This is a genomic window from Paracoccus xiamenensis, assembly GCF_011308835.1.
Classification (GTDB): Bacteria; Pseudomonadota; Alphaproteobacteria; order Rhodobacterales; family Rhodobacteraceae; genus Paracoccus; species Paracoccus xiamenensis.
The window spans coordinates 41,522-60,462 of sequence record NZ_JAAOHY010000002.1; the positions used below are offsets into that span (position 1 = coordinate 41,522).

General features: G+C 63.5%; 19 protein-coding genes and 1 tRNA gene. 14 read left to right on the forward strand and 6 right to left on the reverse strand.

Translation table 11 applies throughout. The annotated features are described in order from the left end of the window. The first annotated feature begins 143 nt into the window (after window positions 1-143). The 6 genes from G7044_RS07000 to G7044_RS07025 all read left to right on the forward strand — a co-directional run bounded on the left by G7044_RS07000 (window position 144) and on the right by G7044_RS07025 (window position 5,534). A complete protein-coding gene (locus G7044_RS07000) occupies window positions 144-1,379 on the forward strand; it encodes an acyl-CoA dehydrogenase (RefSeq protein ID WP_166327541.1) in 1,236 nt (411 codons plus the stop codon). A 233-nt stretch (window positions 1,380-1,612) separates the two neighbouring features. Continuing rightward, window positions 1,613-3,100 carry an FAD-binding oxidoreductase gene (locus tag G7044_RS07005; protein ID WP_166327542.1) on the forward strand — a complete coding sequence of 496 codons (1,488 nt, stop codon included), beginning with the start codon at window positions 1,613-1,615 and terminating at the stop codon, window positions 3,098-3,100. Further along, window positions 3,097-3,504 (forward strand): DUF4383 domain-containing protein, encoded by a 408-nt coding sequence (locus G7044_RS07010; protein WP_166327543.1) that lies wholly within the window; start codon window positions 3,097-3,099, stop codon window positions 3,502-3,504. Before G7044_RS07005 ends, G7044_RS07010 begins: the two co-directional genes overlap by 4 nt. After that, window positions 3,501-4,550, forward strand: a complete 1,050-nt coding sequence (locus tag G7044_RS07015) for a hypothetical protein (protein ID WP_166327544.1) — start codon at window positions 3,501-3,503, stop codon at window positions 4,548-4,550. Before G7044_RS07010 ends, G7044_RS07015 begins: the two co-directional genes overlap by 4 nt. Continuing rightward, on the forward strand, window positions 4,540-4,830 hold the full coding sequence (locus G7044_RS07020) for a hypothetical protein (protein WP_166327545.1): 291 nt from the start codon (window positions 4,540-4,542) through the stop codon (window positions 4,828-4,830). Before G7044_RS07015 ends, G7044_RS07020 begins: the two co-directional genes overlap by 11 nt. A gap of 47 nt (window positions 4,831-4,877) precedes the next feature. Beyond that, the gene (locus G7044_RS07025) at window positions 4,878-5,534 is read left to right on the forward strand and encodes an HAD family hydrolase (RefSeq protein ID WP_166327546.1); all 657 of its coding nucleotides are present in this window, start codon (window positions 4,878-4,880) and stop codon (window positions 5,532-5,534) included. Window positions 5,535-5,582: 48 nt separating this feature from the next. Here G7044_RS07025 and G7044_RS07030 read toward each other — a convergent pair whose 3' ends face one another. From G7044_RS07030 to G7044_RS07040, 3 genes are all read right to left on the reverse strand, one after another. After that, entirely contained in the window at window positions 5,583-6,905 is a 1,323-nt protein-coding gene (locus tag G7044_RS07030; RefSeq protein ID WP_166327547.1) for a TRAP transporter large permease, read from the reverse strand. After that, on the reverse strand, window positions 6,902-7,525 hold the full coding sequence (locus tag G7044_RS07035; RefSeq protein ID WP_166327548.1) for a TRAP transporter small permease: 624 nt from the start codon (window positions 7,523-7,525) through the stop codon (window positions 6,902-6,904). The genes G7044_RS07030 and G7044_RS07035 overlap by 4 nt, the downstream gene beginning before the upstream one ends. Before the next feature lie 74 nt (window positions 7,526-7,599). Continuing rightward, the gene (locus tag G7044_RS07040; protein ID WP_207630218.1) at window positions 7,600-8,601 is read right to left on the reverse strand and encodes a TRAP transporter substrate-binding protein; all 1,002 of its coding nucleotides are present in this window, start codon (window positions 8,599-8,601) and stop codon (window positions 7,600-7,602) included. A 188-nt stretch (window positions 8,602-8,789) separates the two neighbouring features. Here G7044_RS07040 and G7044_RS07045 point away from each other — a divergent pair, with 188 nt between their 5' ends. From G7044_RS07045 to G7044_RS07055, 3 genes are all read left to right on the forward strand, one after another. Beyond that, the gene (locus G7044_RS07045; protein ID WP_166327549.1) at window positions 8,790-9,659 is read left to right on the forward strand and encodes a helix-turn-helix domain-containing protein; all 870 of its coding nucleotides are present in this window, start codon (window positions 8,790-8,792) and stop codon (window positions 9,657-9,659) included. Window positions 9,660-9,754: 95 nt separating this feature from the next. Continuing rightward, the gene (locus G7044_RS07050) at window positions 9,755-11,161 is read left to right on the forward strand and encodes an aldehyde dehydrogenase family protein (RefSeq protein WP_328803827.1); all 1,407 of its coding nucleotides are present in this window, start codon (window positions 9,755-9,757) and stop codon (window positions 11,159-11,161) included. Between the two features lie 20 nt (window positions 11,162-11,181). Further along, window positions 11,182-13,269 (forward strand): copper amine oxidase, encoded by a 2,088-nt coding sequence (locus tag G7044_RS07055; protein WP_166327550.1) that lies wholly within the window; start codon window positions 11,182-11,184, stop codon window positions 13,267-13,269. Window positions 13,270-13,319: 50 nt separating this feature from the next. Here G7044_RS07055 and G7044_RS07060 read toward each other — a convergent pair whose 3' ends face one another. Together G7044_RS07060 and G7044_RS07065 are read right to left on the reverse strand one after the other, a co-directional pair. Next, window positions 13,320-13,748, reverse strand: a complete 429-nt coding sequence (locus tag G7044_RS07060) for an NUDIX hydrolase (protein ID WP_328803828.1) — start codon at window positions 13,746-13,748, stop codon at window positions 13,320-13,322. Beyond that, window positions 13,745-14,623 (reverse strand): N-formylglutamate amidohydrolase, encoded by an 879-nt coding sequence (locus G7044_RS07065; RefSeq protein WP_235931200.1) that lies wholly within the window; start codon window positions 14,621-14,623, stop codon window positions 13,745-13,747. Before G7044_RS07065 ends, G7044_RS07060 begins: the two co-directional genes overlap by 4 nt. A gap of 164 nt (window positions 14,624-14,787) precedes the next feature. Between G7044_RS07065 and G7044_RS07070 the strand changes: the two genes are divergently transcribed. The 3 genes from G7044_RS07070 (at window position 14,788) to G7044_RS07080 (ending at window position 15,946) form a co-directional block, all read left to right on the forward strand. Continuing rightward, window positions 14,788-14,862 (forward strand) — tRNA-Val (locus G7044_RS07070). Window positions 14,863-14,943: 81 nt separating this feature from the next. Then, on the forward strand, window positions 14,944-15,069 hold the full coding sequence (gene ykgO / locus G7044_RS07075; RefSeq protein ID WP_042245282.1) for a type B 50S ribosomal protein L36: 126 nt from the start codon (window positions 14,944-14,946) through the stop codon (window positions 15,067-15,069). Window positions 15,070-15,328: 259 nt separating this feature from the next. Continuing rightward, window positions 15,329-15,946 (forward strand): TetR/AcrR family transcriptional regulator, encoded by a 618-nt coding sequence (locus tag G7044_RS07080; protein ID WP_166327551.1) that lies wholly within the window; start codon window positions 15,329-15,331, stop codon window positions 15,944-15,946. A gap of 35 nt (window positions 15,947-15,981) precedes the next feature. Here G7044_RS07080 and G7044_RS07085 read toward each other — a convergent pair whose 3' ends face one another. Continuing rightward, window positions 15,982-16,968, reverse strand: a complete 987-nt coding sequence (locus G7044_RS07085; protein ID WP_166327552.1) for an asparaginase — start codon at window positions 16,966-16,968, stop codon at window positions 15,982-15,984. Window positions 16,969-17,114: 146 nt separating this feature from the next. Between G7044_RS07085 and G7044_RS07090 the strand changes: the two genes are divergently transcribed. Together G7044_RS07090 and rlmN are read left to right on the forward strand one after the other, a co-directional pair. After that, on the forward strand, window positions 17,115-17,639 hold the full coding sequence (locus tag G7044_RS07090) for an invasion associated locus B family protein (protein ID WP_166327554.1): 525 nt from the start codon (window positions 17,115-17,117) through the stop codon (window positions 17,637-17,639). A gap of 123 nt (window positions 17,640-17,762) precedes the next feature. Continuing rightward, window positions 17,763-18,935 carry a 23S rRNA (adenine(2503)-C(2))-methyltransferase RlmN gene (rlmN, locus tag G7044_RS07095; protein WP_166327556.1) on the forward strand — a complete coding sequence of 391 codons (1,173 nt, stop codon included), beginning with the start codon at window positions 17,763-17,765 and terminating at the stop codon, window positions 18,933-18,935. Window positions 18,936-18,941 lie beyond the last annotated feature (6 nt).

Sequence of the window (18,941 nt, forward strand, 5' to 3'; positions counted from 1 at the left end):
GGAATCTCTCCTTACGAATTCAGCGGCATGGGTGATTCATGCCCGATCCCCCAGAGCCTACGCCAGAGCGTATATCACTTCAAGCTTGAAATATTTAAGCACGAACTTTAGAACGGCCCCATATTCCCATCCGCGAGAGTATCATGGACCAGATCACCCCCCGCACGCATGTCGCCACGCCCGAATCCGCACGCGCCCGGCTTGCGCCCCTGAACTGGGAAGACCCGTTCGGCATCGACAGCTTGCTGACAGAAGAAGAACGGATGATCCGCGACACCGCCCGCGCCTATTGCCAGGACAAGCTGGCCGCGCGCGTGATCGAGGCCAACCGCCACGAAATATTCCACCGCGAAATCATGTCCGAAATGGGCGAGTTGGGCCTGCTTGGCCCGACCATCCCCGAGGAATATGGCGGCGTCGGCGCCAACTATGTCAGCTATGGCCTTGTCGCGCGCGAGGTCGAGCGTGTGGACAGCGGCTATCGTTCCGCGATGTCGGTGCAAAGCTCGCTGGTGATGCACCCGATCTTTGCCTACGGCTCGGACGAGCAGCGGCAGAAATACCTGCCGAAGCTGCTGACCGGCGAATGGGTCGGCTGCTTCGGCCTGACCGAGCCCGATCACGGATCGGACCCCGGCGGGATGCTGACCCGCGCCAAGAAGGTCAATGGCGGCTATTCGATTTCTGGCGCGAAGAACTGGATCACCAACTCGCCCATCGCGGATATCTTCGTCGTCTGGGCCAAATCCGACGCGCATGGCGGCAAGATCAGGGGCTTTGTTCTGGAAAAGGGCATGAAGGGGCTGAACGCGCCGAAGATCGAAGGCAAGTTCAGCCTGCGCGCCTCCATCACCGGGATGATCCAGATGGATGAGGTGATGGTTACCGAGGACCACCTGCTGCCCCATGCCGAAGGTCTGGCCGGTCCCTTTGGCTGTCTGAACCGGGCGCGCTACGGCATCAGCTGGGGCGCCATGGGCGCGGCCGAGGCCTGCTGGCACGCGGCGCGGCAATACACCATGGACCGCAAGCAATTCGGCAAACCGCTGGCCGCCACCCAGCTGATCCAGAAGAAGCTGGCCGATATGCAGACCGAGATCTCGCTGGGTCTGCTGGGCGCGCTGCGGCTGGGGCGGATGATGGACGCGCATGAGAACTCGGCCGAGCTTATCAGCTTGATGAAGCGCAACAATTGCGGCAAGGCGCTGGCGATCGCCCGCGAGGCCCGCGACATGCATGGCGGCAACGGCGTCAGCGACGAATATGGCGTTATCCGCCACGTGATGAACCTCGAAGCCGTGAATACCTATGAGGGCACGCATGACGTCCACGCGCTGATCCTCGGGCGCGGGCAGACCGGATTGCAGGCGTTTCAGTAACCTGACCTAGCCCCCTCGCGCGGCCTTCAAAGGACCGCGTGAGAAGGCGAGGGGCAGGCCGCAACGGCAAAGCAAGATATTGGCCGTAGTCTCAATTCTCTGGCCCTGCCCTCAAGGTCATCGCGATTGGAAAAATCGCAGGCCGTTCCCGCCGCTGCGTGCCGCATAGCCTCGACATCAGCGGCGCGCACATCCTACAACAACCGGGTGCTTTGATTGGTGGTGATAGGTGAATGCGCAATCTGACCCGGCGGTCCCTTCTTCTTGCGGCGGGTGGCGCTGCGGGCTGGTACGCATCCGATCTTTTCCATGCCCGCCTGCCCGTTCTGGACGGGACAAGGTCCATCGCGCCAAGGCCTGCCAATAACATCCTTAATGATGCAAGCGGGCTGTCGCCCACGCCCATTCACCGCCACATCACCCTGACCGAGGATCCCGGCGACGCCCTGATCGCCGCCGTCCGGGCCGAAATGAAGTCCGCCGAGGCCGATGGCCGCGCCTTCAATATCGGTGCCGCGCGGCATTCGATGGGCGGGCAGGCCATCCCGCGCGACGGCGTGGCCGTCACCTTCGACAATGGTTTCGTCGAAGCCGACACCGCCGCCCGCACCTATCGCGCCCATGCCGGTGCCCGCTGGTCGCAGGTGATTGCGGCGCTTGATCCGCTGGGGTTTTCGCCAGCGGTCATGCAGTCCAACAACGATTTCGGCGTCGCCGCCACCTTCAGCGTCAACGCTCATGGCTGGCCGGTTCCCTTCGGCCCAATGGGCGCGACGGTGCGGTCCTTGCGGATGGTGCTGCCATCGGGCGATCTGGTCACAGCATCGCGCACCGAACGGCCCGAGCTGTTCAGCCTCGCCATGGGCGGATATGGCCTTGTCGGCGCGATCATCGACCTTGAAGTCGACATGGTCCCCAACACCCGCCTGCGCCCGACATTCGAGGTCATGCCGGCCAAGGATTACGCCGCCGCCTTCCGCGCTGCCGTGGACGATCCGGCCGTCACCATGGCTTACGGTCGCCTGAACGTGGAACGCGCCAGCTTCTTCCGCCACGCCCTGCTGATCACCTATCGCGAGGATGAGGATCAGACTGACCTGCCCCCGGCCTCCGGTTCGGGCTGGATGGCGTATCTGGCCAGCCGCGTCTATCGCGGGCAGCTGGGGAGCGAGGCGCTGAAATCCTTCCGCTGGTGGAATGAAACCATCGTCGGGCCAAAGCTGGGCGGCGGCGCGGTGACCCGCAACAGCCTGATCAACGAACCCGTGGTCACGCTGGACGACCGCAACCCCGACCGGACCGACATCCTGCACGAATATTTCGTCGATTTCGACCGCTTCGACGATTTCCTGACGGCCTGCCGACAGGTGATCCCCGACAGCTATCAGGAATTCCTGAACGTCACGCTGCGCTATGTCGCAAGCGACCCCGACAGCGTGCTGGCTTATGCCCCCACGCCGCGCGTCGCCGCCGTCATGTCCTTCAGCCAGGAACTGACCGCGCGGGCCGAAGACGACATGGCCCGCATGACCCGCGCGCTGATCGACCGGATCACCGAAATCGGCGGCGCGTACTACCTGCCCTACCGCCCCCATGCACGGGTGGACCAGCTGACCGCCGCCTATCCGCGCGCGATGGAATTCGCCACCGTCAAGCGGCTGGTCGACCCAAGGCTGGTTCTGCGCAACAATCTTTGGGACAGCTATCTGGGGGTGTTATGAGCCTGCTGCAGAAAATCGCCCTCGGGTACTTCGTGGCGCTGATGGGTGCCGCATCCATCAACTATATCCCCGGCCTGACGGATGAAAACGGCCTCGCCTTCGGGATCTTCGCGCTGGATATCTATGACGACGCGCTGCATGTCGCATCGGCGCTTTGGGCGCTGATCGCCGGGCTGCGGTCGCGCGATGCGGCGCGCACTTTCCTGATCCTGTTTGGTGCGGCCTATCTGATCGACGGCATTTTCGGCATGTTCACCGGTTACGGCTTCCTTGATCTGGCGATCTTCACCAACGCCTCGCTTGGCTTCGATCTGTCGCTGCCGCGCTGGCTGGCGAACCTGCCGCATCTTCTGCTGGGCGGGTTCGGCCTGTTCGCGGGCCTGTTTCTGGATCGCCGAGGATGAGGCGGCTTTTGCGCTGGCTGGGTCGCGGCCTGCTGGTCCTGCTGGTTCTGGTCCTGCTTCTGCTGGCCCCCGTCGGATATAACGAACTCGCCTGCCGTCCGCAGGGTGAGGCCGCGGCCTATGCCAGCATCCTGCCCGAGGTCGACCACCGCCCGGAATCGCGGACGCTGATGACCTATCCGGAATGGCATATCGTCCACGCCTATGATGATTACGCCCGCGTCATCCGCGACGGCGATCCGCATGATTACGGCTTTCTGCGCGGGATCGGCGGGTTCTGGTCCTCGCTTTGCGCGCTGTCCAAGGCCTCCGGCCCGCATGGCGGCGTCGATGGCGGGACCAAGCAGATGGTCTATGTGATCGGCACCAGCTTCACGGCAGAGCTGCTGCTGAAAGCCGCTTACGAGGAAACGCTCGGCCGCATCGCCACATGGGTGCGTGGGCCGGAACATGCGGCGACTGATGCGATCTCGGCCCGACAGGCGGCTGATTACGCAGCCTTTCTGCGTCAGACGCCGTGGTATCGCTGGGATTTCCAGCGCGACGCGGGGGAATTGCAGGGCAAGAGCGACACCTTCCGCGACTGGGAAAGGGCAACGGCACTTGGTTTGGAATACCGCGCCAAGGCCAGCTACGCCAAGGTGATCGAGGGCGCCGTCGCCAATGTCGGCCCCGACGCACTGCGCCTGAAGATGGTGGCGACCGGCGTGCCAGAGGGCTTCCTTGCCGCGCAAACCGAAATCACCGTGACCGAAACCCGCCCCGAGGGCACCGTCATCGAAACCCCGCACTATGCGGCGCTGACGGCGCTGCTGGCGGAAATGGCCTCAACCGGGGCGAATTTCGTCGAGATTGCCGGCAATGACGACATCATGTTCACGGCAATCTCGGACCGGCCAACAGAACCCGACGCGCTGACCGGCATGGCGCGGCAGGGTTACGGCGATTACCGGCATCTGATGCAGGTGAAGGTCGCGGATCTGGCGCAAAGCCTGCGCGAGCTGCCGGGCAAGGGGCTGCGGCTGGAACATATCCATGACTATTAGGCGGCTGGTGCTGTCACTGCCCCTGATGTTCGCGGGCTGGCTGGCGGTGCTGGTTGCGGTCGGGCTTATCAGCGATGCCGCGCCCGCCTATGTCGTACCGCTGCCGCCGGGCGATCTGATCGGGCGGCTTGATCCCGACATCTCGGTCATGGCGACCGGGGATTACAGCGTGACACTGACCTCGGACCAGCCGGGTGTGGCGCGCAGGCTTTATGCGGCGGGGGCGTGGCTGGTGCTGCCCGCAGGCCTTCCCGGATGCCTGCCGCTGCCCGCATCTTGACGCGGCGCAAGGCGCAGGCTTGGTTGCGAGAGAACAGGGAGGAATGGATGGCTGGAGTGGATCTGACGCGGTTCGAAGCGGCGGCTTTTGATCTGGACGGCACTTTGGTCGACAGTGAACCCGCCTGGGAAAAGGCCAAGCGCATCGTCGCCGAACGCTACGGCCTGCCAGTCACTGATGCCCAGATCGCCGCCAGCGTCGGACGCAGCATGGATGAATTGGTGGCGCAGGTCTTCGCCCCCGCCGATGCGACCGCCGCCCGCGCCATCGAGGAAGAAATCTTCGCCGAAGGCGCGATCTGGCTGCCGCAGGTGCGCCAGCCAATCCCCGGCGCCGCCGATTTCCTGCGCGACCTGCACGGGCGGGGCCTACGGATCGCGCTGTGCTCCTCGGCCCCGGAACGCTTTATCCGCGACGCGCTGGCACAGCTTGGCGTGCTGGAACTGGTCGAGCTGATCGTGTCCGCCGACCCGCTGCCGCGCCGCAAGCCCGACCCCTATCCTTATCTGCTGACGGCAGAGGGGCTGGGACTGTCGCCCGACAGGATCATCGGCTTTGAAGATGCCATACCAGGCGCAAGATCCGCCAAGGGCGCGGGCCTGTTCACGGCTGCCGTCGGGCCAGAGGCTCTGTCGGCCGCCTTCGCCTTCTGCGACCTGCAAGCAGGCGACTATCCCGATCTGCGCCGCAAGCTGGGCCTATAAACTGAAAGGGCCGCCCCGAAGGGCGGCCCGATCAATTTGTCATTCGCCCTACATGCCCAGCAATCTCGGGAGGAACAGCGAGATTTCCGGGATATAGGTCACCAGCATCAGGAAGGTCAGCGCGGTCAGCAGCCAAGGCATGGCGGCCTTGCTGACCTCGGTCAGGCCCAGCCGGGATATGGCCGAACCCACGTAAAGGTTCAGCCCCACCGGCGGGGTACACAGCCCGATTTCCATGTTGACCACCATCATGATCCCGAAATGTACCGGATCGACGCCCAGCTTGACGGCGACCGGGTACAGGATCGGGGCCATGATCAGCACGATGGCCGACGGCTCCATCACCATGCCGATCATCAGCAGCATGACGTTGACGATCAGCAGGAAGCCGATCTTGCCAAAGCCAAGCTCGACGATCCAGGCAGACAGCGACTGCGGGATCTGTTCACTGGTCAGGATGAAGGCAAACATCACCGCATTGGTAATGATATACAGCAGCATCGCCGACATCGCCGCCGAGGACAGCAGCACGCGGGGCACATCACGCAGGGTGATGTCCTTGTAGACCCAAACCGCGATCACGAAGGCATAAACGGCGCTGACGGCCGCGGCCTCGGTGGGCGTGAAGAAGCCGCCATAGATGCCGCCCATGATGATAACGATCAGCATCAGCCCCCAGACCGATTCACGGAAGGCCTGCCAGCGTTCGCCCCAGCTTGCCTTGGGCATGCGCGGATAGTCGTTGGACCGCGCCCGCCAATAGGTCGTGGCCCCCAGCATCGAGGCCAGCAAAATGCCGGGTATGACGCCGGCGATGAACATCGACCCGATCGAGGCCGACATCACCGTCTCGCCATTCGGGCCGGTCACGACCATGCCGGTGGTGGCGACCGAATACATAACCATGACGATGGACGGCGGGATCAGGATCCCCAGCCCCCCGGCGGTCGAGATCGCGCCGACGCCGAATTGCGCAGGATAGCCCTGCTTGACCATGGCCGGGATCAGGATCGAGCCGACCGCCATAACCGTCGCCGGCGAAGACCCCGAAATCGCCGCGAACAGCGCGCAGGCCAGCACCGCGGCCATCCCCATGCCGCCATACCAATGCCCCACCATCGAGGTCGCAAAGCGGATCATCCGCCGGGCGACGCCGCCATGGGTCAGGAAGTTGCCGGCAAGGATGAAGAAGGGGATCGCCATGATCTCGAACTTCTCGATCCCGGTGAACAGCTTCAGCGCGATGCTGTCCATCGGAATTTCGGTAAAGCCGAACAGGAAGGTGAAAACCGTCAGACCCAGCGCAATCGACACCGGCATCCCGGTGATCAGCAACAGGGCGAGAATAAGGAAGATGATCAGCGCGGTCATGCCTTGCCCCCCGCTGCGGTGTCAGCCTCGTCATCGACGCCTTCGACGGCGCCCAGATCGTGATGGGCGATATAGCCGGTGGTCAGATACCAATACAGCGCCTGAACGAAGCGAAAGCACATCAGCGCCGACCCAAGCGGCACGGCCAGATAGACAATCCACATCTTGATTTCCAGATCGGGCGAGGTCTGCCCGCCCTTGTACACGTGATAGACAAAGTCAGTGCCGATCCACGCGACGATGAAGGTGAAGATGATGCCGCCGGAAATGGCGATGATGGTCATGATCTTCTTCGCATTGCCCTCCAGCCGTTCGACCAGCACGTCAACGCCGACATGGATGCCGATGCGCACACCGTAGGCGGCCCCGAATTTGGCCATCCAGACGAACAGATAGATGCAAAGCTCTTGCGCCCAGACGAGGTTCAGCGTCCGCAGCCAGGAATAGAAGGACCGCGACCCGTTGCTGAGCCATTCAATCCCCCAGCCCCGGCTGGCCCGCACGAGGTCTGCTGTCAGATCAAGCGCATAGCGCTGGGTCACCGCGACAAAGATCAGCAGCGTCGCGGCCGCCATCAGCACGATGATCAGAGTTTCTTCGAAACGGTCCAGAAACCGCATCACCTGCCCCCCTGTTTATGTTGTTGGAACTTGGAAGAATGGGGCCGGATTCTGGCCCGGCCCCATCCCCGGATTTATGCGCCAGAGCCGGTCGCTGCCTTGATCTGTTCGATCAGCTCGGCCCCGATACGGTCGGCCATTTCCTCGTGGACCGGCGCCAGCGCCTCTTTCCAGGCGGCTTTTTCTTCGTCGGTCATCTCGTGGAATTCGGTCGTGCCGGCATCCATCATCGCCTGCAGCGCCTTTTCGTTTTCTTCCTGCGCGATGCCGTTCGCGAAGACGGTCGCCTCGGCCATGGCTTTTTCAAGATTGCCGCGCACGTCTTCGGGCAGGCCGTCCCAGAATTCCTTGTTCACGATCACCGCGTAACCAAGATAGCCGTGGTTCGACAGGGTGGCGTGCTTCTGCACCTCGTGCATCTTCTGGGTGTACATGTTCGAGGGCGGGTTTTCCGTTCCGTCGACCACGCCCGTCTGCAGGCCCTGATACACTTCCGAAAAGGCCATGACCTGCGGCACCGCGCCCAGCGCGTTCATTTCCGCTTCCAGCACTTTCGACGACTGGATGCGCATCTTCAGACCCAGGAAGTCATCCGGCACCATCAGGGGCGAGTTCGCCGACATGATCTTGAAGCCGTTATCCCAATAGGCAAGGCCGCGAATGCCCTTGTCTTCCAGCTTGGCCAGCATCGCCTTGCCGACATCGCCGTCGGTGACCATGCGCAGCTGGTCATAGCCGTCGAAGATATAGGGCAGGTCGAAGACTTCGAAATCCGGCACGCCCAGCGGGCCGAACTTGGCCAGCGACGGGGCCAGCATCTGCACCGCACCCAGTTGCAGGGCTTCCAGTTCTTCCTTGTCCTTGTACAGCTGGCTGTTCGGATAGACTTCGACCTTCACCTTGCCTTCAGTGTACTGCTCGGCCAGTTCCTTGAACTTTTCGGCCCCCTTGCCCTTGGGCGTGTCCGGCGCGACGACGTGGCTGAACTTGATGGTGATGTCCTGCGCCCAGGCACCAGCGCCCAGGCCAATGGCGATCACGGCCGCGAGACCTGCGGATACGAAACGTTTCATCATTACCTCCCCGGTAGTTTTGATTTTGGCATGACGGAGGCCGCCAAAACCTGCGGCAGCACCTCCCTCAGGACTATCAATAAGGTGATTTCTTCTGCCTGCCTATGCTGCAATTTGACCACGCCTCTGCGGACTTGACCGATTGCGGAGCGGCGCGATATGTTTTGAACATAAAACGGTTGGAGGCCCCTGTGCCGGAACCCCTGCCTGCCGCACAGGCCAGCGCCGATCCGCGCCGCTTTCAGGCCGATCTGCTGGCAGTATGCGGGATTTTTCGTGTGTCCCACTCGGCCCGCCCATGCGGCGCGGTCAGCAGCCGGCGCGTTTCCGGTTTCGACCTTGCCAGCGTCGCCACCAATGCCCGCGCCATCGAACGCGACGCCCGCGACGTGCGGCGCGATCACGATCCCTATTATTTCCTGATCCAGCAGCTGCGCGGACACGCGCATATGTGGCACCGCGACCGCCGGGCCGATGTCGGACCGGGCGACTATTTTCTGGTCAGCTCAACCCGGCCAGCGCTGTTTCGCTATGACGGCCTGTCGATACAGGCCTCATTGCACCTGCCCCGCGCCACCATGACAGAGGCATTCGGCCCCCATCCCGGCGCCGGGCTGCATCTGCGCGCCGGCTCGGTCATGGCTCGGGCGTTGAACCGTGCGGTTTGCAAGCTGGGCGACAATCCCGACGAGATCGTCGAGCTGCTGGCCATCGCCGCCCGCGATGCAGAGGATCGCGATCTGGACCTGACCGATCTGGCCCTGCGCCTGATCGAGCGCCGCGCCGCCGATCCCGGCCTGACCCCCGCAGCACTGGCAGGGGCGCTTGACGTGTCGCTGCGCGGGTTGCAACGCGCATTGGCGGCAAAGGGGATCTCGGCCACTGCCGCCATTCAGGACCAGCGCATGCACTGCGTCCGCGCGCTGCTGCACAGCCGTCCCGACATGACCGTTGCCGCCTGCGCCCAAGCGGCGGGCTTTCCCGACATCTCGCGCTTCACCCGCGATTTTCGCGCCCGCTATGGATGCCCGCCCGGCCAGTACCGCAGCCTGCCCGCCTGAACCCTGTCGCGATTCGCCAAGACTCCCCGCCCCGACCGGCCCTAGGCTGAGTGTCGGAGGGGGACGCCAAGCGTCCACAAGACAGGGGGGAAATCGTGACCACAACTTATCCCAATATCATCGACGGCGCGCGTGACGACGCGGGCGCGGGCTTCGATGTCATCAATGCATCGACCGGAGAAGTCGCCGGCCGCGCCATCAGCGCCGATGCCGAGACGCTGGACCGCGCCGTCGCCGCCGCGCGCCGCGCTTTTCCGGGCTGGGCGGCGACGCCATGGGCCGACCGGCAGGCTGCCTGTAACAAGATCGCCGGCCTGATCGGCGCGCATGCCGAGGACCTCGCCCGGCTGCTGTCGACCGAACAGGGCAAACCCCTGAACGGCGTCGGCGCGCGCTTTGAAATCGGCGGCTGTCAGGCCTGGACAAGCTACACCGCCAGCCTGACCCTGGAACCCGAGATTTTGCAGGACACGCCCGAGGGCCGGGTCGAGCTGCACCGCGTCCCCATCGGCGTGGTCGGTGCGATCACGCCGTGGAACTGGCCGGTGCTGATCGGCATCTGGCACATCATTCCGACCATCCTCGCCGGCAATTGCGTCATCATCAAACCGTCCGAGAACACGCCGCTGTCGACCCTGCGGCTGGTCGAATTGATGCAGGAGGCGCTGCCGCCCGGCGTTGTGCAGGCGCTGGCGTCTGACGGGGGTCTCGGGCCCGACATGACCACCCATCCCGGCATCGACAAGATCAGCTTTACCGGCTCGATCCCCACGGGGTCAAAGGTCATGGCCTCGGCCGCGAAGGACATCAAGCGGGTGACGCTGGAACTGGGCGGGAACGATCCGGGCATCGTGCTGCCCGATGTCGACCCCAAGGCCATCGCCGAAGGGCTGTTCTGGGGCGCGTTCATCAATAACGGCCAGACCTGCGCGGCGCTGAAGCGGCTTTATGTCCACGAGGACGTGCATGATGCCGTGGCCGAGGCGCTGGTAGGCGTCGCCAGCGCCATGCCCATGGGCGACGGTCTGGACGAGGCCAGCATCGTCGGCCCGATCCAGAACCGCAACCAATACAACATCGTCCGCGATGCCGTGCAGGACGCGCTGGATAAGGGGGCGGTGCTGCTGTGCGGCGGCATCCCCGAAGGCAATGACCTGTTCTTCCCGACAACCATCCTGTCGGGGGTCGAGCCTGGCATGAAACTGCACGATCTTGAACAGTTCGGCCCCGCCCTTGGCATCACCAAATGGCGCGATGAAGACGCGGTGGTCGCACTGGCCAATGACGATAAATGCGGGCTGGGGGCCTCGGTCTGGTCGTCGGATCCAGCGCGCGCGCGGCGTCTGGCCGACCGGATCAGCGCCGGCACCGTCTGGATCAACAAGCACGGCATGATCCAGCCCAACGCACCGTTCGGCGGCGTCCGCCAATCCGGCATCGGCGTCCAGTTCGGCGTCGATGGGCTGCGCGAATGCACCAATGTCAAAACGATCATCAGCTGATCGCACAGGGGGGAAATACGATGAAATCAACATTCGCAACCGGATTGACGCTGGCCGCGCTGCTGCTGGGTTCGGCCGCTGTGGCGCATCCGCTGGACGGTCTGACGGGCGACGAAATCCGCAAGGCGGGCGAGATCCTGCGCGGCGCGGGCGAGGCCGATGACAAGACCCTCTACCCGCTGATCGAACTGAAAGAGCCGCCGAAGGATCAGGTTCTGGCATGGAAGGAAGGCGACAGCCTCGACCGCCGGGTGATCGTCGATTACGCCACGCCCGAAGGGTTCAAGCGCGCGACCGTCAACCTGACGCAGGGCACGGTGGAAGACAGCGCGCTGACCTCGGGCCAGCCGATGGTGCTGTTTGGCGAATTCATGAAGGCGATGCAGGTGGCACTGTCCGATCCGCGCATGGTCGAAGGCCTCGCCAAGCGCGAGGTGACGCCGGACGAAGCCTTCTGCCTGCCGCTGACCGCCGGGAACTTCCTGACGCCCGAATATCAGGGCAAGCGCCTGATGAAGGTGCCCTGCTATGAGGCGCCGGGTGAGGCGTCGAACTGGTATGCCAAGCCGCTTGAAGGCCTTTACGCCATGGTCGACCTGGAAAAGGGCGAGGTGATCGAGGTCATCGACAATGGCGTCGTCGACAAGCCCACTGACAGCTGGGGCTATACCGAGGCCGAAATCGCCGAACGCGCGCCCCTGCGCCCGGCCAGCAATGCCGCCCGTCTGGCCCAGCCGGGTGGCGCGAACTTCACCATCGAGAACGGCGTTGTAAACTGGGACATCTGGCGCTTCCGTTATCGCACCGACAAGCGGCCGGGGCTGGTCTTGTCCAATATCGACGTGAAGGACGGCGAGGAATGGCGCAGCGTGCTGTATCAGGCCCATCTGTCCGAGGTCTTCGTGCCCTATATGGACCCGTCCGAGGGCTGGTACTGGCGGACCTATATGGACAGCGGCGAATACGGGTTCGGCCTGTTCCTGACGCCGTTGCGCAAGAATGTCGACTGCCCGTCTTATGCCACCTTCCTGCCCGCCATCGTCAATGACGACGCCGGGAATCCGATGGAAATCCCCGATGCCGTCTGCATCTTCGAACGCGACATCGGCGACCCGGCATGGCGCCATTTCGAGGTCTTCGCCCAAGGCCCCGACAAATTCACCCCCGCCGAGGGCCGCCCGGAAACCGAACTGGTCATCCGCACCGCGTCAGAGGTCGGCAACTATGACTATCTGATCGACTATCGTTTCAAGGAAAACGGCGCGATCTATATCATGGTCGGGGCCTCGGGGCTTGATGCGGTCAAAGGCGTGGCCTCGACCAGCATGGATGACCCGACGGCGGCGGATGATACCCGATATGGCAGCCTGATCGCGCCGAATCTGGTGGCGCCGAACCATGACCACTATTTCAATTTCCGCATGGATTTCGATGTCGACCAGCCGGCCAACATGGCCTCGACGCTGGATATCGTGCCGGCGGAAAACCTGCCCGCCGATGTGCCGCGCAAGTCGATGTGGCAGGTCAACGAGGTGATGGCCAATTCCGAACTTGAGGCGCGTTATACCTTCAGCGCCTTCAAGCCGCGCTATTTCCACGTCATGGATAGCAGCCGGAAAGGCCCGTTGGGCCATAGCCCGGCCTATATGATCCATCACGGCAACGTCGCCTACGGGCCATACGACTTCGAAAACGACCCGCCGTTCAAGCGCAACCGCTATCTGGAATACAGCCTGTGGAACACAGTCTATGACCCCGAACAGCGCTATGCCGGCGGTACGTTCGCCATGGGTTCGGACGGGTCCGACACGCTGGCGCAATGGGTCGAGGACGACCAGTCGCTGCACAATGCCGACATCGTGTCGTGGTTCACGGCGGGCTTCCACCATATCCCGCGTGTCGAGGATTGGCCGGTCATGTCGACTGAATGGAAGACCATCCACCTGATGCCGATGAACTTCTTCGCCATGAACCCTGCGGCGACCATCCGCCTGCCCGCCGACGACCCGGCCGCCCTGCCGGTCGAGGCCGCCGCATCTGCCACAGACGAGGTGGAGTCAGCGTCCGAGATGGATTCGACTGCCCCCGCCCCCAAGCCGGCGCAATAGTCGGCTGGGGAATCTTGCAAAGGCGGGCCCCGAGGCCCGCCTTTCGCATGTCAGGGCCGCGTCAGCCCAAGGCAATGCGCGATCTGCGCCGGAAAATGCGGCACTGCCCGCGGATGGGTCAGGTATTCGGCCAGCGGCATCATCCGCCAGCATTGGCCCTCATCGCCGAATCGGATGCCCGCGATCTCTGCCGGGGTGATCCTGCCGGTGAAAAAGACGGAATAGCGACCGGCGCGGTGGGGATTGGGAAAGGTAAAGCCCGCTTCCAGCCGAGCGGGGGGAAAGCGCAGGCCAAACTCCTCCTCCAACTCACGCAGGGCGCAGCCTTCGGGCGTCTCGCCCGGTTCGGCGCCGCCGCCGGGCAGGTCCCAATGGGCCGGCCAAGGAATATGTTCGAGATCATCGCGCAGGCAGACCAGCAGATCGTCGCCGCATGTCAGGATCAGCTTGGCCCCGGCAAAATCCTGTGCGGGCCTCACTCGGCCGCGACCTCGCTGCGCCCGGCATCGGGCCGCAAATGGGCCGCCCGCGAAAGGAAACGGCCCAGCCGTTCTGCCAGCGCATCATAACCTTCAGAGGGCTGCATCCGCACCGGGTCCAGGTACAGATTGCGGTCGATCTCGATCTGCAGGACATGGACATTCTGCGCCGGGCGACCGTAGGCATTGGTGATATAGGCGCCGGAAAACGGCGCGTTGAGGCGCAGCCGAAAGCCGGCCTGACGCATCAAGGTGCAGATCATCTCGCGCAGGGCCGGACCGCAACTGACACCGTGGCGGTCGCCGATCACCGCGTCGGGCAATGGCGGCACCAGATGCGAGATGGCGTCATGGGGCATCGAATGCATGTCGATGACGATCGCCCAGCCGAATCGCGCCAGCGCCTCGTCGATCAGCCCGCGCAAGGCGGCATGATAGGGCCGCCAATAGCTGTCGATGCGGCGCCGCGCCTCGGCCATGGGTATGGGCGCAAAGCGAATCGGGCGCGCGCCCGAAACGACGCGGGGAATCACGCCAAGCCCCGCCAGCGCGCGCGGCGAAGGGTTGCGGCCCGGCCCACATTCCACGGCACCGGGATCCAATTCCGAGGCGGCGCGGTTCAGATCGATGATGCTCCGCGGCAGCCGGGCAGTCAGCGTTACCGCCCCCGCAGCCAATGCAGGCTGGATCAGGCGATCGATGAACGCGTCTTCGGATGACCTCAAGGAATTGATATCTATGCAGGATTCGGACAGAAACCAATCTGGATAGTCGCGCCCCGAATGTGGCGAACAGACGATAACGCCGCTGGCCCATTCAACCGGGCGCTGCAGATCGTGGCCGAATTCATCCGCTGGCATCGCGCCCTGGATCATGGACCTTTCCCCGTGTCCGGGCGTATTTTTCACCGCCCTACCTGCATGTTTTATACCGTCGCGTTTTTCTGTCGCCAACCGTCTTGAAACCCCTACAGACTGCCTATATAGACCCACGAACCGAAGCGAATCCCGCCTCTGACGGGGCGGATGCGCACGGGAACGGGCGGTTAGCTCAGCGGTAGAGCACTACGTTGACATCGTAGTGGCCACTGGTTCGATCCCAGTACCGCCCACCATTTTCGCGCCCCCGGGCTGATGACCGGGGGCATTTTGAGTTTCAAGGCGCTTGGCTGAGCGCCGCGATGAGGAACAGAACGATGAAGGTTCGCAACTCGCTCCGCTCGCTCAAAAGCCGCCACCGTGACTGCCAGGTGGTGCGCCGCAAGGGCCGGATCTACGTGATCAACAAAACCAACCGTCGCTTCAAGGCCCGCCAGGGCTAAGTGCGACGGACGGGCCTGTTTGGCCTGCACCTTGAAACCCGCCGCAGCGATGCGGCGGGTTTTTTCTTGGCCGGCCAGCGGGTGGTCACCGGGACCAGCGCGCGCTGGCAATCAAGGCGACGCAAAAGGGCCAGCATGTTGATATTTCGGATCAACATACGCTCCGCCAAAAAAATGTAATACCTGCTTACATCCCTGTATACATGTATAGATTGTGCGACAAATATCCTGACAATATCCTCGCCTTGAGGAGTGCAGCATGCCCGCAGAACAGAGGCCGTATCACCACGGCAACCTTGTCCCGGCCCTGATCGAGACGACAATCCAACTGGTCGAAGAAATCGGCGTCGAGAAAGTGACCGTGCGCGAGGTCGCCAAGCGGGCCGGTGTTTCCCCCGGCGCCCCCTTCAGGCATTTCCGTTCGAAATCAGCGCTGCTGACGGCGGTCGCAGAACAGGCAGTCGAGCGGCTGTACGACGCAGTTACCGCAGCCCAGGACCCGGCACTGGAAAATGATCCGCTGGGCCAGCTGGAACGGATCGGCCAAGGCTATCTGGCATGGGTGCGCACCTATCCGACGCATTTCCAGATCGTCAGCGACCGCAAGCTGATCGACTTCCACACCTCGGAAATCTCTACCGCGCTGAACGCGCGCATCCGCATTCGCATGGTCGATCTGCTGACCCGCGCCCGCGACAACGGTCAGCTGGCCCCCGGTCAGGATATCGAGACGATTATTCTAGATTCGCGCGCCATGGTTTACGGGCTGTCACGCATGTATACGGACGGGCATTTCCGTGACTGGCAGCCCGACGGTGACCCTTTCGAGTGGATGAAACGCGGCCTGTCAGCCTTCATCGCCCGCCTGCGCGCCTAGCGCGACACGACCCGCCAGCCCGGCGACCCAGTGGATCAGCTGGGAAAGCCGGGGGCGATACGCAGCCCGCCGACGTCGATCCCGCGCCAGTTCTTCATCGGGTTGGTCAGGTATTTTCCGACGACCGGGTGCCCCTTGTCCAACACCCCCAGATGCACCAGCAGCGCCGTGATCGCAGCCTGCGATGCGCGGGTGCCGCCATCCTCGATCTTGACCGCAACACCCAGCTTCCTCTCCGGGATGATGGCGATAAAGACAGCTTCCGCCCCGGTCTTGACGGCAACACGGCCACCCATGGCGCGCATCAGCTCGGTACAGGCGCGACCTTCGCCGGCGACCAATTCGGGATAAGCGGTCATGGCCTGAACCAGACGCTCCATCGCCTGTCCGCGGGCGCCGCTGCCGGGCTGGGCGAACGCCGCCATGGCACGCGCCAGACCGGTGATGGAGCCCGCGAAATTCGGTGCCGAACAGCCGTCGATGCCATAGCCTGCCGGTTCTTCGGCCATCACCTCGGCTGTGGCCTGCCGGATGGCTTTCTGCAGCGGGTGGTCGATCTCGACATATTCAGGCCCGGCGCCCGCATGGCGCGCCCAGGTCAAAAACCCCGCATGCTTGCCCGAACAGTTGTTGTGCAACTGACTGGGCTTGTGATCCGAGCAGGTCAGCCTGCGGCTTTCGTCCTTGTCCCACGGCATGTGACAGCCACAGCGCAGATCGCCTTCGCCAAGCGCCAGCCCATGCAGCCATGCCCCGACCTTGTCGGCATGCAATGCCGCCCCATTATGCGAGGCACAGGACAGCGCCAGTTGTTCCGGACCGAGCCCGGCGGCATCGGCCGCGCCGGATTCCAGCAGTGGCAGCGCCTGAATCATCTTGCAGGACGAGCGCGGGAAGATCACCTTGCCCGGATCGCCCCATGCCGCCACGACCTCGTGCCCGTCATGGATCACGGCGTGACCGCGATGCACGCCCTCCAGCAGGTCGCCGCGCCACAGTTCGATCATCTCCGCCGCAGACATGACCACTCCTTATCCAAATTTGGTGACAAATACGCGATTTCCTGCCGATTGGGGTTTTTTCGCCCATCGATTTGGCGCTATCTTGACGGGGAACCGCATCAAAGGCCACAGGCATCGTCAAGAACGCTATCGGCAGGAGGCAGAACATGACCATCACAAAGCTGCGCGGCGCGGCCGCAATTATCGCTGTCGCGACCGGACTGGCCGGGCCCGCGCTGGCACAGGAATCCACCAATGTCGTTGCGACCGAAGGCGATTGGACCGTCTTCGCCGGCAACAACCCCAAGGAATGCTGGGCGGTGTCGCCGCCCAAATCCTCGGCCAATACCCGCGACGGGCAGACCGTGCAGGTCGAACGCGGCGATATCCGGCTGTATGTCGCCTATCGCCCCGGCGCATCGGGCGAAGTCAGCTTTACCGGTGGCTATCCGTTCAAGCCCGGCTCGACCGTGGCAGTGGATGTCGGCGGCCAGAAGTTCGACCTGTTCACCGAGGGTGAAAACGCCTGGACCGGCTCGAACGGCGAGGACGCCAAACTGATCGCCGCGCTGCGCGCCGGCTCGAACGTGACGCTGACCGCAATGTCGTCGCGCGGCACCCAGACGGTTGACACTTTCAGCCTGTCAGGCATCACCGCTGCGACCAACGCGGCGAAGTCGAACTGCCAGTAATGCCGCGCCGGGGGCTTCGCGCCCCCGGACCCCCACGGGATATTTGAACCAGAATGAAACGCCCGCCTTGATTGGCACGGCGTTTTTCATTATGTCTGCGGTCTTCCCAAGGAATCTGCCGCCATGACCGCCCCGATCACGCAAGACGTGCTGACCATTCCACGCAAGCTGCCCGAAACCGGGCGGGTGAATATCGTCGGGCTGACCCGGGACCAGCTGCGCGAGGCGCTGATCGATGCGGGCACGCCCGAAAAGCAGGCCAAGATGCGCGTGGGTCAGGTCTGGCAGTGGATCTATCACTGGGGCGTGCGGGATTTCGCCCAGATGACCAATCTGGCCAAGGATTACCGCGCCTTGCTGGCCGAGAAGTTCGAGATCACGGTGCCGGATGTTGTGACCCGGCAGATCTCGGAAGATGGCACGCGCAAATACCTGCTGAAAATTGCCGGCGGTCACGAGGTCGAGGCCGTCTATATCCCCGAGGAAAACCGCGGGACGCTGTGCGTGTCTTCGCAGGTCGGCTGCACGCTGACCTGTTCGTTCTGCCATACCGGGACCCAGAAGCTGGTGCGCAACCTGACCGCCGGGGAAATCGTCGGCCAGGTCATGCTGGTGCGTGACGATCTGGGCGAATGGCCCGAACCCGGCGCCCCGAAGGACGAGACCCGGCTGGTCAGCAATGTCGTGCTGATGGGCATGGGAGAGCCGCTGTACAATTTCGATTCCGTGCGCGACGCCATGCGCGTCACCATGGATGGCGAAGGGCTGTCGCTGTCGCGTCGCAGGATCACGCTGTCGACCAGCGGCGTCGTGCCCGAGATCGCCAAGACGGCCGAGGATATCGGCTGCCAATTGGCGATCAGCTTTCACGCCACCACCGATGAGGTGCGCGATCGTCTGGTGCCGATCAACAAGAAGTGGAACATCGCCACGCTGCTGGATGCACTGCGCGACTATCCCAAGCTGTCGAACAGCGAACGGATCACCTTCGAATATGTGATGCTGGACGGTGTGAATGACAGTGACGAGGATGCCCGCCGTCTGGTCAAGCTGATCCGCGGCATCCCGGCGAAGATCAACCTGATCCCGTTCAACGAATGGCCCGGCGCCCCCTATAAGCGGTCAAGCTGGGAGCGGATCGAGAAATTCGCCGACATCATCTATAAGGCCGGCTATGCCAGCCCGATCCGCACCCCCCGCGGCGAGGATATCATGGCCGCCTGCGGTCAGCTGAAATCGGCGACAGAGCGCGGGCGGAAGTCCAGGGCTCAGGTTGCGGCGGAAGCGCAGGGCTGAACCCGA

Coding starts and splice junctions, on each gene's coding strand:
- G7044_RS07030 (WP_166327547.1), bottom strand. CDS start 6,905: ATGACCGCGCTGATCATCTTCCTTATTCTCGCCCTGTTGCTGATCACC.
- G7044_RS07005 (WP_166327542.1), top strand. CDS start 1,613: ATGCGCAATCTGACCCGGCGGTCCCTTCTTCTTGCGGCGGGTGGCGCT.
- G7044_RS07065 (WP_235931200.1), bottom strand. CDS start 14,623: ATGATCCAGGGCGCGATGCCAGCGGATGAATTCGGCCACGATCTGCAG.
- G7044_RS07080 (WP_166327551.1), top strand. CDS start 15,329: ATGCCCGCAGAACAGAGGCCGTATCACCACGGCAACCTTGTCCCGGCC.
- G7044_RS07085 (WP_166327552.1), bottom strand. CDS start 16,968: ATGTCTGCGGCGGAGATGATCGAACTGTGGCGCGGCGACCTGCTGGAG.
- ykgO (WP_042245282.1), top strand. CDS start 14,944: ATGAAGGTTCGCAACTCGCTCCGCTCGCTCAAAAGCCGCCACCGTGAC.
- G7044_RS07055 (WP_166327550.1), top strand. CDS start 11,182: ATGAAATCAACATTCGCAACCGGATTGACGCTGGCCGCGCTGCTGCTG.
- G7044_RS07090 (WP_166327554.1), top strand. CDS start 17,115: ATGACCATCACAAAGCTGCGCGGCGCGGCCGCAATTATCGCTGTCGCG.
- G7044_RS07000 (WP_166327541.1), top strand. CDS start 144: ATGGACCAGATCACCCCCCGCACGCATGTCGCCACGCCCGAATCCGCA.
- G7044_RS07020 (WP_166327545.1), top strand. CDS start 4,540: ATGACTATTAGGCGGCTGGTGCTGTCACTGCCCCTGATGTTCGCGGGC.
- G7044_RS07025 (WP_166327546.1), top strand. CDS start 4,878: ATGGCTGGAGTGGATCTGACGCGGTTCGAAGCGGCGGCTTTTGATCTG.
- G7044_RS07010 (WP_166327543.1), top strand. CDS start 3,097: ATGAGCCTGCTGCAGAAAATCGCCCTCGGGTACTTCGTGGCGCTGATG.
- G7044_RS07035 (WP_166327548.1), bottom strand. CDS start 7,525: ATGCGGTTTCTGGACCGTTTCGAAGAAACTCTGATCATCGTGCTGATG.
- G7044_RS07040 (WP_207630218.1), bottom strand. CDS start 8,601: ATGATGAAACGTTTCGTATCCGCAGGTCTCGCGGCCGTGATCGCCATT.
- rlmN (WP_166327556.1), top strand. CDS start 17,763: ATGACCGCCCCGATCACGCAAGACGTGCTGACCATTCCACGCAAGCTG.
- G7044_RS07015 (WP_166327544.1), top strand. CDS start 3,501: ATGAGGCGGCTTTTGCGCTGGCTGGGTCGCGGCCTGCTGGTCCTGCTG.